The organism is Streptomyces sp. NPDC088725 (genome assembly GCF_044751305.1).
Classification (GTDB): Bacteria; Actinomycetota; Actinomycetes; order Streptomycetales; family Streptomycetaceae; genus Streptomyces.
Genome location: NZ_JBIVLO010000002.1, coordinates 510131 through 522756 on the forward strand (window position 1 = coordinate 510131; position 12626 = coordinate 522756).

10 protein-coding genes are annotated in these 12626 nt (G+C 70.3%); 5 read left to right on the top strand and 5 right to left on the bottom strand.

Going from position 1 to position 12626, the window contains the following annotated elements; all coding sequences use genetic code 11:
* Position 1 precedes the first annotated feature (1 nt).
* The 3 genes from ACIP6N_RS06140 to ACIP6N_RS06150 all read left to right on the top strand — a co-directional run bounded on the left by ACIP6N_RS06140 (position 2) and on the right by ACIP6N_RS06150 (position 2539).
* Positions 2-973 carry an N-acetylmuramoyl-L-alanine amidase gene (locus tag ACIP6N_RS06140; RefSeq protein WP_401813264.1) on the top strand — a complete coding sequence of 324 codons (972 nt, stop codon included), beginning with the start codon at positions 2-4 and terminating at the stop codon, positions 971-973.
* Between the two features lie 170 nt (positions 974-1143).
* Positions 1144-2013: a hypothetical protein gene (locus ACIP6N_RS06145; protein WP_401813265.1), complete on the top strand. Its 870-nt coding sequence runs from the start codon at positions 1144-1146 to the stop codon at positions 2011-2013.
* 232 nt (positions 2014-2245) lie between these two features.
* Positions 2246-2539: a hypothetical protein gene (locus ACIP6N_RS06150; RefSeq protein WP_401813267.1), complete on the top strand. Its 294-nt coding sequence runs from the start codon at positions 2246-2248 to the stop codon at positions 2537-2539.
* A 59-nt stretch (positions 2540-2598) separates the two neighbouring features.
* Here ACIP6N_RS06150 and ACIP6N_RS06155 read toward each other — a convergent pair whose 3' ends face one another.
* The 4 genes from ACIP6N_RS06155 to ACIP6N_RS06170 all read right to left on the bottom strand — a co-directional run bounded on the left by ACIP6N_RS06155 (position 2599) and on the right by ACIP6N_RS06170 (position 7637).
* Positions 2599-3651: a prenyltransferase gene (locus ACIP6N_RS06155; protein WP_401813515.1), complete on the bottom strand. Its 1053-nt coding sequence runs from the start codon at positions 3649-3651 to the stop codon at positions 2599-2601.
* A 77-nt stretch (positions 3652-3728) separates the two neighbouring features.
* Positions 3729-4463 carry a methyltransferase domain-containing protein gene (locus ACIP6N_RS06160; protein ID WP_401813269.1) on the bottom strand — a complete coding sequence of 245 codons (735 nt, stop codon included), beginning with the start codon at positions 4461-4463 and terminating at the stop codon, positions 3729-3731.
* A 235-nt stretch (positions 4464-4698) separates the two neighbouring features.
* Positions 4699-6060, bottom strand: a complete 1362-nt coding sequence (locus tag ACIP6N_RS06165; protein ID WP_401813270.1) for a glycosyltransferase family 4 protein — start codon at positions 6058-6060, stop codon at positions 4699-4701.
* Positions 6061-6419: 359 nt separating this feature from the next.
* A complete protein-coding gene (locus ACIP6N_RS06170; protein ID WP_401813272.1) occupies positions 6420-7637 on the bottom strand; it encodes an epoxide hydrolase family protein in 1218 nt (405 codons plus the stop codon).
* Between the two features lie 367 nt (positions 7638-8004).
* On the opposite strand from ACIP6N_RS06170, the gene ACIP6N_RS06175 reads away from it, so the two are divergent.
* A complete protein-coding gene (locus ACIP6N_RS06175) occupies positions 8005-9411 on the top strand; it encodes a prenyltransferase/squalene oxidase repeat-containing protein (protein WP_401813273.1) in 1407 nt (468 codons plus the stop codon).
* A 61-nt stretch (positions 9412-9472) separates the two neighbouring features.
* On the opposite strand, the gene ACIP6N_RS06180 is transcribed toward ACIP6N_RS06175, so the two are convergent.
* The gene (locus tag ACIP6N_RS06180) at positions 9473-11527 is read right to left on the bottom strand and encodes a bifunctional glycosyltransferase 87/phosphatase PAP2 family protein (protein ID WP_401813274.1); all 2055 of its coding nucleotides are present in this window, start codon (positions 11525-11527) and stop codon (positions 9473-9475) included.
* Positions 11528-11892: 365 nt separating this feature from the next.
* Between ACIP6N_RS06180 and ACIP6N_RS06185 the strand changes: the two genes are divergently transcribed.
* Entirely contained in the window at positions 11893-12561 is a 669-nt protein-coding gene (locus ACIP6N_RS06185) for an O-methyltransferase (RefSeq protein WP_401813276.1), read from the top strand.
* Positions 12562-12626 lie beyond the last annotated feature (65 nt).

Genomic DNA, 12626 nt, shown 5'->3' on the forward strand with positions numbered 1-12626 from the left:
CGTGTCGTACGACGAAACCCCACCTCCCGCCCGCCGCCTCCCAGGCCGGAAACCCCTCACCGTCGCGGCCGCCGCGCTCGTGATCGGCTCGCTCGGAGGGTGGCTCCTCTATCAGGGGACCAGTGGACCCGACGGAAGCGGATCGTCCGGCGCGGACACCTCCGCGGGCGCCTCCTCCCGGGCCGCGGCACCGTCCGGCTCCCCCACCGACTCCAAGCCCGGCTCCGGCTCCGGTTCCGACTCCGACGACAACGCTCCGGGTGGCGAGGACCCCGCCGACCTGCCGCTCGCGGGCAGGGTCGTGGTCATCGACCCCGGTCACAACCCCCGCAACTCCCAGCACACGACCGAGATCAACGCGCCCGTGCACATCGGCACCACCAGCAAGGAATGCGACACCACCGGCACTTCCACCAACTCCGGTTACGCAGAAGCCGCGTTCACCCTCGACGTGTCACACCGGCTGCGCACACTGCTGGAGAAGCAGGGCGCGAAGGTCACGTTCACCCATGACGACGACCGTCCGTTCGGCCCGTGCGTGGACGAGCGCGCCGCCATCGGCAACAAGGCCGGGGCGGACGCCGCTCTCTCCATCCACGCGGACGGAGCGGCGGCCGGCAATCGCGGGTTCCATGTCATCCTTCCCGCGAAGGTGAAGGGCGAAGGCGCCGACACCTCGGAAATCGTGGGCCCCTCCCGCGATCTCGGCGAACGCATCGTCTCGGATTTCGCCCGCGCGACCGGGAGCGAACGCTCCAATTACATCGGTGGCGGTACGGGGTTGGATGTGCGGGAAGATCTCGGCGGACTGAATCTGTCCACTGTGCCCAAGGTCTTCATCGAATGCGGCAATATGCGGGACGCGCAGGACGCCGCGCTCGTCACCAGCGCCGACTGGCGGCAGAAGGCGGCCCAGGGACTGGCGGACGGCATCGGCTCGTACCTCAAGTCGCTGAAGCGGTCCGGGACATAAGAGGCTTCTGAGAATACGCACCGGTCCCGATACCGAGCGGGCGCCCGGACCGGGCAGACGATACATTCATCCGTACGATAGGGAGCCACCCCTGAGCTTCGCACCGCGCACCGCCGCGTGAGCGGCGGCGTCGGCCGCCCCGACGAGACGATCTACGAAGGACTTTCCACGTGAACATCCGCTCCCTCACTCGAGGCGACGGCGTGGTGATCGGAGCAGCGGTGTTGCTGTTCATCACCTCGTTCATCAAGCTGTACGAATTCGGCCCGACCGCCTGGGACCTGCTGGGCACCGTGATGAGCATTCATCTGGCCGGAGTCATCGCGGCGGCGCTGATCATCCTGACCCGCTCAATGCCCCAGACGCGCCGGGTACTCGGGCTCGATGTCAGCCAATTCGGCGTAGCACTTTCGGTGTTCGCGCTCTGGTCGGCGCTCTGGACCCTGATCGACCTCGGCGGCCACGCCGGTACCGGCATGATCCTCGGCTTCGTCGCCGCCCTCCTCCTGGCGGCCGGCGCCGTCGGCAGCCCGCTCGTCCCGGCGCTGAAGGTCGCGCTCGTCGGCCCGCCGAAGCCGCAGACCCCGCAGCCGTACGGCGGCCAGCCACAGGGTTATGGATACCCCGGCCAGCCTCAGCAGGGTTACGGATACCCCGGCCAGCCCCAGCCGTACGGCGCCCAGCAGTCACAGGCCGGCCAGCCGGGCCAGCCGCAGCCGTACGCACCTCAGGCGGGACAGCCCCAGGCAGGAAACTCGCAGGCAGGACAGCCCCAGGCGGGCCGGGGCCAGGGCCAGCCCCAGCAGGGCCAGCCGTCCCAGGGCGGCGCGGCGCCGGCCGGCGACTTCTCCCCGTTCTGGTTCGCGGTGCCGGTCGCGCGCCCGCTGTACGGCGAGGACGGCGCCCCCGCGCCGATCGCCGAACTCGCCCCGGGTACGTGGTACTTGGCAGTCGAGCAGCGCGGGCCCGGCCTGGTGGCCCAGACGCAGGACGGCCGGCGCGGCGTTCTGCGCGAGATCGCCGACATACAGCGCGGCTGACGACTCCACGCACACCAGCACACCAGCACTGCGGCCCCGCGTCCTTCCGGACGCGGGGCCGCAGTCGTCACACCCGCGCCCTGAAGGGCCGTTCAGCCGATCGATGTCCGCTCCAGCCCAGAAGTCCGGCAGCTTCGGGCCGCTCAGCGTCACAGTCAGGCTCTACCCAAAGGTTTTCGACTGTCGTACACCAGTCGGGTTTCACGCGCTCACAAGGGGCAACACGGTCGGCATGTCCTCACGTACCCGAAGCGGAAGCAGCTCCGCGGCAACGATCCTCATCGTCATCGCGGACGTCATGGCCTTCATCCTGGGCCTGTGGATCCTCATGTACCTGCTGGACGCCAACCGCGCCAACGATCTGGTGAACTTCGTCCAGGACGCGGCCCGTTGGCTGGCCGGCTGGTCCTACGACCTGTTCACCTTCGACGAGGCCTGGGCCCGGGTCGTCTGCGGCTACGGACTCGCCGCCGTCGTCTACCTGTTCATCGGGCACGGCCTGGCCAGCCGGCTGCGTCGCCTCTGAGCCCGGCCCCCGGACCCGTCGGCCGCCCACCGCCTGCCGGCAGCGGGCGGCCGGACAGCTCAGCGGCAGCAGTCGGGGTCGAGACCGCGCGGCAGTCGTTCGCCGCTGAACACGGCGGTGGTCGCCTCGTCTCCCCCGAGAGCGGCCACCGCCAACAGCAGCGATCCGGCGGTCCACGTGGTGCGTTCCACCGGCCATATCGCGCGCTCGCCCTCGAAGACGTATCCCGTCCAGTACATTCCGTCGTCCGCGCGCAGGTGCTGGATCGACTGAAGGATCTCCAGCGCCCGGTCGGACTCCCCCATCACCCAGAGCGCCAGGGCGAGTTCACAGCTCTCGCCACCTGTCACCCAGGGGTTGGGAGACACACAGCGCACTCCGAGATCCGGGATCACGAAGCGGTCCCAGTCCTCCTCGATCCGGACCTTGGCCTGCGTATCCGTCACGGCACCACCCAGTACGGGGTAGTACCAGTCCATCGAATAAAAGCTCTTGTCGAGGAACCGCTCCGGATGCGCGCGCACCGCGTGGCCGAGCGCGCCGGTCGCCAACTCCCATTCGGGCTGCGGCTCTTCCCGCTCCTCAGCGATCGCGAGCGCACAGCGCAGCGCCTGGTACATGGAGGAACAGCCGGTCAGCAGCGCCTCGTTGACGGATGTCCCGTCGGCCTCACGCTTCCAGCCGATCTGACCGCCGGGCTGCCGCAGGGTCAGGACGAACTCGATGGCGGCGCGCACGACGGGCCACATCCCGTCGAGGAAGCCCTCGTCGCCGGTCGCCAGGTAGTGGTGCCAGACGCCGACGGCCGCGTACGCGCAGAAGTTGGTCTCGCGGTCCAGGTCGAGCGGGAGCGTCGGCTCGCCGTCCCGGTCGGGGTCCTGGTAGGAGGCGTACCAGGACCCGTCCTCGTTCTGCTGCCCGGCCAGCCAGGCGTACGCCCGGGCGGCGGCGTCGTGTTCACCCGACGCGTCCAGCGCCATGGCGGCCTCGACGTGGTCCCAGGGGTCGAGGTGGTGCCCGCGGAACCACGGGATCGCGCCGTCGGAGCGCTGGACGGCGAGGATGCCCGCGACGGTCTCGACGGCCTGTTCCGCGGTGAGAACACCGGGCAGGACAAGATGTTCCGTGCGAGCGGGTTCCGGCCCGGAGCCTGACCCTGCCCCTGTCCCTGTCCCTGGTCCTGAGAAGGTCACTTGGCGTCCGCCGCGGGCAGATGCGGCTTGGTCGCGTAGGCCACGAAACTCTTGCCCACAACGGGGTTGAGGAGTTGCTCCGCGACGCGGGTGGCGAGCGGTTTCTTCATGATGTCCCAGACCAGCAGCTTGTGGTACGCGCGGACGGGCAGCGCCTTGTCGTTGTCCACGCCGAAGGCGCACTTGAGCCACCAGTACGGCGCGTGCAGCGCGTGCGCGTGGTGGGTCCCGTACGGCTTGAGGCCCGACTCCCGCATTTTGCGGAGGAGTTCATCGGCCTTGTAGATGCGGATGTGACCGCCCTCTACCTCGTGGTACGCGTCGGACAGCGCCCAGCACACCTTCTCGGGACCGTAGCGCGGCACGGTCACGGCGATCCGGCCGCCCGGCCGCAGGACACGGACCATCTCGGCGAGCACGCCCTTGTCGTCCGGGATGTGCTCCATGACCTCCGAGATGATGACGACGTCGAACGACTCGTCGGGGAAAGGCAGATTGAGCGCGTCGCCCTCCAGGGCCGTGGCGGTCGCGCCCTCCGGGACCTCTCCCTCCGCCTTCATCGCGGCGAACCACTTGGCCACTTCGCGGATCTCCTCGCCGTTCTGATCGAGGGCCACGACCTGAGCACCGCGCCGATAGCACTCGAAGGCGTGCCGGCCCGCGCCGCACCCCAGATCGAGCACTCGATCGCCTGCGGCGAGCGGGAAGCGGGTGAAATCCACGGTCAGCACAGAGTCCTGCTTTCGCGATCGAGGGGGGAGGCAAGACGGGAGGAGGGGCGGAGACATGTGCGAGCGCGGGCGGTGACGCGGGCGTTGATACGGGTGCGGGCGTGGACGCAGGCGCGGGCATCGTCGCAGACGTGGACATCCACGCAGGCGCGGGCATCGTCGCAGACGTGGACATCCACGCAGGCGCGGGCATCGTCGCAGGTGTCCGGGCGCGTGCGGAGGCAGGTGCGTGCCATCAACGGACGCCGCCCGGGACCGCGCCACGACGGCCGGACGGCCGCTGCTCCGCGATCGCCGCGCGGTACAACTCCACTGTGCCCTGGGCCGCTTTCGCCCAGGTGAAGCGGGAAAGCACCCGCTCGCGGCCCGCCACGCCGAGCCGGTTCCGCAGCTCCGCGTCGCCGAGCAGCCGCCCGAGGGCGGCGGCCAGCGCGCCCGCGTCGCCGGGCGGTACGGCCAGACAGGTCTCGCCGCCCGCTCCCGTAACCTCGGGGATCGCCCCGCCCGTTGTCGCGACCAGCGGGGTGCCGGTGGCCATGGCTTCCACCGCGGGCAGCGAGAAACCCTCGTACAGGGACGGTACGCAGGCGACCTGCGCGCCGCGGACGAGGTCGACCAGCTCGTTGTCGGAGATGCCCTTGACGAACTCGACGGCGTTTTCCAGTCCGTACCGCTCGATGGCCTGCGCGACAGGACCGTCCTCGGCTCGCTTGCCGACGACGACCAGGTGCGCGGCGGGTTGTCCGGCGCGGACCTTGGCCAGGGCCTCCACCAGGTGAACGAGCCCCTTGAGCGGGACGTCCGCGCTGGACGTGGTGACGATCCGGCCCGGAATCTCGGGCACGGCGGGGTCCGGCGAGAAGAGGTCCGTGTCGGCGCCGATGTGCACGACATGGACGCGGTCGAGCCGTACGCCGAGGTCGTCGATGATCTCCTGCTGCGAGGACCCGGAGACCGTGAGCACCGAAGGCAGCCGGCGCGCGACACGCTTCTGCATCTGTGTGAAGCCGTACCAGCGGCGTACGGAGACACGTCTGCGCAGGTTCTCCGCCGCGATCAGATCGAGCCGCCGGTCGACGGTGATGGGGTGGTGGACGGTGGTCACCAGGGGCGCGCCGAGGTCGCCGAGGAGCCCGTACCCGAGCGTCTGGTTGTCGTGGACGACGTCGAACTGCCCCGCACGGGCGAGCAGATGACGCCGGGCGCGCAGCGAGAACGTCAGCGGCTCGGGGAAGCCGCCGGTCCACATGGTGGCGATTTCGAGGGCGTCGATCCAGTCGCGGAACTCCGACAGCCTCGGCATCCTGAACGGATCGGGCTGCCGGTACAGGTCGAGGCTGGGCAGCTCGGTGAGCGGTACACCGCCGTCGAGTACGGGGTAGGGCTGGGCACCGATCACCTCGACGCTGTGCCCGAGGCGGGCCAGCTCACGCGAGAGGTGTCGTACGTAAACTCCCTGGCCACCGCAGAAGGGGTTGCCCTTGTAACTGAGGAGCGCGATGCGCAGCGGCTGGTCGTCCCCGCCCGGGGATTCCACCGGCGCCTCCGCCGGGGGCCTCACCACACCGGTGCCCGCCACAATGGTCTCAGCGGTCACTCTCGGCCCCCTTCTCACAGCATTCTCTGTTTTCGACGGATCGTAATCGGCTGCGCAGAAATAGGACAAGCTGCGGAGTAATCGCCGACCGCTCCTGAATCTACCGTCCGGTAGCGCGACCGGAATGCCAGGGTCGGGTGATCCATACCACGGCGGGGTGTCCGGAGATGGCCTGGCGGCATGTCGACGCGACTCCTGACAGGAGACAGGCCCGGAGGTCCGGCACGGCTCCTGATGGAAGGCCCGAGGACGCACGGTCCCATCCGGGTCCCGGACGTGGCGTGGCATGGCAGGTGGCAGCCCGGTGAGGAGGCTCGCGGCCGGGTCCGTTCACCGCGGACCCGGCCGCGAGGGAACCGTCACGGTCGGCGGGCTCCGGGCGCCTGCCGGGGGAGCTTGCCGAAGAACGTCCTGATGTCACCGACGAGCGCTTCCGGTTGCTCCATTGCGGCGAAATGCCCGCCCCGGTCGTACTCCGTCCACCGCACGATGTTGTTCGTCCGCTCCGCGAGGTGCCGCAGCGGAATGAAGTTCTCCTGCGGGAAGTCGGCCAGTGCGGTGGGTGCGGTGGACGGCTCCGGCGGCGCTCCCCAGTAGTCGGCGTGCGCCCTCTCGTAGTAGATGCGGGCCGACGAACCTGCGGTGCCGGTCAGCCAGTACAGCATCACGTTGGTGAGCAGCCAGTCACGGTCGACGCCGAGGGCATCGCTCGGAAGACCACGCGTATCTGTCCATTCCTTGAACTTCTCGGTGATCCAGGCCAATTGGCCGACCGGCGAGTCGGTAAGACCGTACGCGAGTGTCTGCGGCCGGGTGGACTGGATGTCGGCGTAGCCCTGGCGGTCACGCGTCCATCGCCGGCCGCGTTCCCACGAGGCCAGCGTCCGCCCGCGCTCCGCCGGGCTCAGCGCGGCCAGTTCGGCGGGGTCCGGCTCTTCGGTGGCGGACGAGCCCGGGAGCAGGTTCAGGTGCACGCCGATGACCCTGTCGGGGTAACTACGGCCCAGTTCGCGGGAGATGACGGCGCCCCAGTCGCCGCCTTGCGCTCCGTACTGCCCGTAGCCCAGTCGCGCCATCAACTCGGCGAAGGCGCGGGCCACTCGGTGGAACTCCCAGCCGGTCTCGCGCGTCGGCCCCGACAGCCCGAACCCGGGGATGCTCGGCAGCACCAGGTGGAACGCGTCTGACGGGTCGCCACCGTGTGCGCGTGGATCGGTCAGCGGGCCGGCGACCTTGGCGAACTCGACGATCGAGCCCGGCCAGCCGTGCGTCATGATCAGCGGGGTCGCGGCCGGTTCCGGAGACCGGATGTGTGCGAAGTGCACGTTCGCCCCGTCGATGGTGGTGGTGAACTGCGGCCACTCGTTCAGCCGGGCCTCGGCGGCGCGCCAGTCGTAGGTGTGCCGCCAGTGGCGCACGAGATCCTTGAGCCAGTCGCGCGGGACGCCGTACGCCCAGCCCACGGCCGGGAGTTCGTCGGGCCACCTGGTTCGGTCGAGGCGGTCGTGGAGATCGTCGAGGTCGCTTTGCGGGATGTCGACGCGGAACGGCTGAACGCTCTCGGCGGGGCTCGTCATGCCGACGGATATTAGACACCACCCGTAGCGAAGGCGATCGGGATTCGGCGGCCGCGCGGTGGTCGTTCGGCGAAGCCCGGTGGGCAGGAGCGTCGCAGATGAGGGCGTGAGTAGAGTGGGAGTGTCGTCCTCGGGCTCATATCGTGCCCGTACGGGCAGAAGCCGGTACGAAACCAATGCGAAACGGTGCCAAGTCGGTGGAATGTCGGTGGGAACCGGCCGTCGGCTTGTGTCACCGGTGCGCGTCGGTGCCGGCCCGCACCGTCGGGGTTGGCCGAGGTTACGGGGTCGAGCCCGGTGCCTGAGCGTGCCCGGGCGTTCGGCCCCCGCGTATCCACGCGCCCACAGGAGAGGCCCAGTTCCGTCCATGACCACCGTTCGCAGCAGCGCGGCCGTGCTCACCGCAACCGCCGTCCTGTGCGTGACCCTCGCACCGGCCGCCGTCGCGGGCGGTGACGTCCCCGCCGGGCCGCCTTCCGCCGCTCCTTCCGCCAACAGCCCTTCACACGGAACCGGAGCCTCCTCCGCGAACAGCCCCTCGCTGGGGGCGCCCGCCCCCACACCGTCCCCGGCGCCGCCCGCGTCGGTGGTGATCCCGCCGGGGCTCTACGGCACGACGGACCCCACGTACGACGGTGTCTGGCGGCAATCCCTCGCGATGCTCGGGCAGTTCGCCGCCGGTGTCAGACCGGCGGACCGGGCGGTGACCTGGCTGAAGGGCCAGCAGTGTGCCAACGGCGCGTTCCCCTCGTACCGCGCCGACCCCGGTACGCCGTGCGACGCCGGGACGACGCTCGATTCCCAGGCCACCGCCGCGGCCGTCCAGGCGCTGTCCACGATCGGCCATCAGCGCCCTGCCATGCGAAAGGCCCTGAACTGGCTCACATCCACGCAGAACACGGACGGCGGCTGGAGCCGCAGCCCCGGTGCGCCGAGCGACGCGCAGTCCACGTCGCTCGTGATCGGCGCGCTGACAGCCGCGGGCGTGCGGCCCAGTTCGGTGAAGTCGTCGGCGCACCAGAGCCCGTACGACGCACTGGCCGGCTTCTCGATCCCGTGTGACGTGACAGCTGGTGGCGGCGTGCGTACGGCAGGCGGTGGAGCGTTCGCCTACCAGCCCGACGCGAAGGGGAAGTTGACCGCGAACGCCGAGGCCACCACGGCGGGCGTGCTCGCCGGGATAGGCAAGCGGATGGTGGTGTCACCGGTGCGCCCGGGTCCGGCACCGGCCTGCCAGAAGTCCCTTTCCCCCGCCCCGGAGCGCGCCGCGCGCAACGGCGCCGCCTACCTGGCCGCGGCCCTCGCCGAGACCGGCCACCTCGACCGGACTCCGGCGCCCGGCACCGCACCCGACGCGCCGCAGCCCGACCCCGGGAGCACGGCCGACGCGGTGACGGCACTGTCGGCCGCCGGTTACGGAAGGGAAGCGAGCGGCGCGCTGGAGTGGCTGAAGCGGAACTCGGCGGCCTGGGCCCAGCAGAACGGCCCTGCCGCGTATGCCCGGTTGATCCTCGCGTGTCATGCGACGGACACCGACCCACGCAACTTCGGCGGCATCGACCTGGTGCAACGCCTGAACGCGACGGGCCCCACGCCGAAGGCGAAGGCCTCCAAGACGTCCACCGAGCTGACCGCAACGACCGCGAGCGCGAGCAGCGACGGTGGCGGCGGCATGGGCGGCATCTGGTGGATCGTGGCCCTGGCGTTGGCGGCGGGGATCGGGCTCGGCGGCAGGTCGCTGCTCAACGGTGTGCGAAAAGCCCCGCAGTTGTGACCGAGAGCGCCCGTTCCGGCAACAACGGTGATGGGCCGCAACGGAGACGACGAAGTCGTCATCACCCGTCCTCCCCTTCCATACCTTCAGACGCAACAGCCACCCCAGCCCCTCCCGCCACCCCGACCCCGACCCGCGCCGCCCTCGGCTCCCCCGCCCCCAGCAGCCTTCTCGGGCCCGCCAGCAGGTACGTCAGGGCGAAGCCCGTGCCCACCACCGTCGCGCCGCCCACCGCGTCCAGTACCCAGTGGTTCGCCGTGGCGACGATCGCGCAGACCGTGAAGAGCGGGTGGAGCAGACCCAGCAGTTTCATCCAGGTTTTCGGCGCCAGCACGACGATCACCAGACCGCACCACAGCGCCCAGCCGAAGTGCAGCGAGGGCATCGCCGCGTACTGGTTGGTGAGCGCCGTCATCGCCCCGTAGTCCGGGTTCGCGAGGTCCTGCGGGCCGTGCACCGTGTCGATGAAGCCCAGGCCCGGCATCAGCCGGGGCGGGGCCAGCGGGTAGAACCAGAAGCCGATCAGCGCGAGCACCGTGGCGAAGCCCAGTGAGGAGCGCGCCCAGCGGTAGTCGGCCGGGCTGCGGACGTACAGCACGCCCAGGACGGCGAGCGGCACGATGAAGTGGAACGACTCGTAATAGAAGTCGAAGAAGCCCGAGACCCACTTCACCTGCGCGACGGTGTGGTTGACCCAGTGTTCGACGTCGATCCCCAGCGCCCGTTCGACGGCGATGACCTGACCGCCGTGCTTCTCGGCGGCCTCCCGGCCCCCCGTCGCCGCAAGGCGGATGTGGGAGTAGACGGAGTAGCCGACGCGAATGACGAGCAGTTCGAGCAGCAGGTTGGGGCGGCCGAGCAGCCGTCGCCAGAACGGCAGCAGGGGGACACGGCTCCAGCGTGCCGGCACGGGCCGCGCGTATTCGGTCGGCACCGGTCTTTCGAAGTACGGCGACGAACGGGACAGGAACGGCACCGCGCAGGCCGCCGCGAGCGCGGCGATCAGCGGGATGTTGTCCCGTACGGGGAGGAGCGCGGTCATGTTGGGCAGCAGCATCGTCCCCGGCAGTGTCATCACCAGCACCACCACCGCCGGCCACACCAGCCGGTCCCTGGCCTTCCTGCCGACCCGTCCCACGAGGGCCAGCAGCACCCACAGCAACTGGTGCTGCCAGGCGGCGGGTGACACCGCGACCGCCACGCAGCCCGTCAGCGCGACGGCCAGCAGCAGCTGGCCGTCCTTGGCGTACCGCACCGCGCGCCGCAGTCCCGCGTACACGACGGCTGCCGCGAGCACGAGGAAGAGGCCGACCTCCGGGGGCCCTTCCAGGCCGATCCTGAGCAGTGCGCCGTGCAGCGACTGGTTGGCGAGTGTGCCGGGGCTGTCACCGAGGCCCGCGCCCGCCACATGATGCACCCAGTACGTCCACGAGTCCCGGGGCAGCGCCGCCCACGCGAGGGCCGAGCACGCGGCGAACGTACCCGCCGTCGTCACCGCGCCCTTCCTGCGTCCGGTCAGCCAGAGCAGCGCGGCGAAGAGCAGCACGGCGGGCTGGAGCGCGGCGCCGACGCCGATCAGCAGGCCCGGGGCGCGTTCCCCGCGCACCGCGAAGCAGCCGAGCAGTACCAGCAGGACAGGGATGATGCTGGTCTGGCCGAGGTAGAAGCTGTTGCGCACCGGCAGGGACAGCATGAGCAGGCTGATCGCGACCGGCGCCGCGATCAGGCCCGTCCCGCGCGACAGGCTGCCCGGCAGGGCCTTGGCCACGACGAGGCCGAGGGCGACGACCAGCAGCAGTGTTCCGAACGTCCACGCGACGCCGAGGCTCTGTTCGGCCGAACGGGTGAGCGGTTTCAGGACAAGGCCCGCGAACGGTGTACCGGTGAATCTCTCCGTGTCGTAAAGCGATCCCGTCACATGCAGGACTCCGTTCTCACCGGTCCACGTCTCCAGATCGATCAGCCGCTGCCCCGGCGGCAGCCTCAGCACGGCGGCCGCCTGTCTGACCGCGAGCACGGCGGCGACCAGCCACAGAGCCGCACGGGCCAGGGCGAACCGGCCGTCCGCATCCCTTATCGCCGCACTCCCGCGCACACTGTGCTCCGCATTCGCCACGCCTGCCGACCCTCCGTACGAAACCGCCGTCCCTGGGGCATAGAGCCTTGCATTGCCCCAATGAGAAGACTCAGGCAACCCCCTCTTCGCCTGGCTGTCATCCCCGTTTCGGCTCAATGCCCTTGGTTTCCGATCCGAACGGGCCGGAGACGGGACGACGGCCGGGTGCCGAACCGCGCGCCGGGCCGCCGGAATCCCGGCCCGGCGGGAGAGCACAACGAGACGGGAGCCCAGGTGGTTGCGGGTCCGGGCGGAGGATCCGAACCGCGCGGGGCCGACTCCTGTCGTCCGGAACCCGGGTCCGGGCAGAGCCGACGCTCTAGGGTGAAGTCCCCTTCGGGAATCCCGGTAGCAGAAAGGCCCCCATGTCCCAGGACCAGTGGAACGCGGTCGACCGTTACTTCACCGAACAGCTCGTCCCCGGCGACGAGGTGCTCTCGGCCGCCCTCGCGGCGAGTGACGCGGCCGGCCTGCCCTCCATCAATGTCGCCCCGAACCAGGGCAAGTTGCTGCACCTCCTCGCTCAGCTGCAAGGCGCGCGCACCATTCTGGAGCTGGGCACACTCGGCGGCTACAGCACGATCTGGCTGGCCCGCGCCCTGCCGGAGGACGGCAGGCTCGTCTCGCTGGAGTACGACCCCGCGCACGCGGAGGTCGCGCGCGCCAATCTCGTACGTGCCGGGCTCGACAAGCTCGCCGAGGTCAGGACGGGCCCGGCGCTGGAGTCGCTGCGGGCGCTCGTGGCGGAGGACGCCGGCCCCTTCGATCTGGTCTTCATCGACGCCGACAAGCCCAACAACCCGCACTACGTGGAGTGGGCGCTGAAGCTGACCCGTCCCGGCAGCGTGATCATCATCGACAACGTCGTACGGAACGGCCGCGTGGGCGACGCGGGCAACTCGGACGCGGGAGTGCGGGGAACGCGTCAGGCCATCGAGCTGATGGGGGCGCATCCCCGGCTGTCCGCGACGGCGGTGCAGACGGTGGGGAGCAAGGGCTACGACGGCTTCGCCCTGGCGCGGGTGATCGGCTGACGGAGAGCCCCGGGCAGGGCCGTTCTGCACGACAGCGTCTTCAGCGCGTTGGCCGTCAACGTCGG

Coding starts and splice junctions, on each gene's coding strand:
- ACIP6N_RS06150 (WP_401813267.1), top strand. CDS start 2,246: ATGTCCTCACGTACCCGAAGCGGAAGCAGCTCCGCGGCAACGATCCTC.
- ACIP6N_RS06170 (WP_401813272.1), bottom strand. CDS start 7,637: ATGACGAGCCCCGCCGAGAGCGTTCAGCCGTTCCGCGTCGACATCCCG.
- ACIP6N_RS06175 (WP_401813273.1), top strand. CDS start 8,005: ATGACCACCGTTCGCAGCAGCGCGGCCGTGCTCACCGCAACCGCCGTC.
- ACIP6N_RS06185 (WP_401813276.1), top strand. CDS start 11,893: ATGTCCCAGGACCAGTGGAACGCGGTCGACCGTTACTTCACCGAACAG.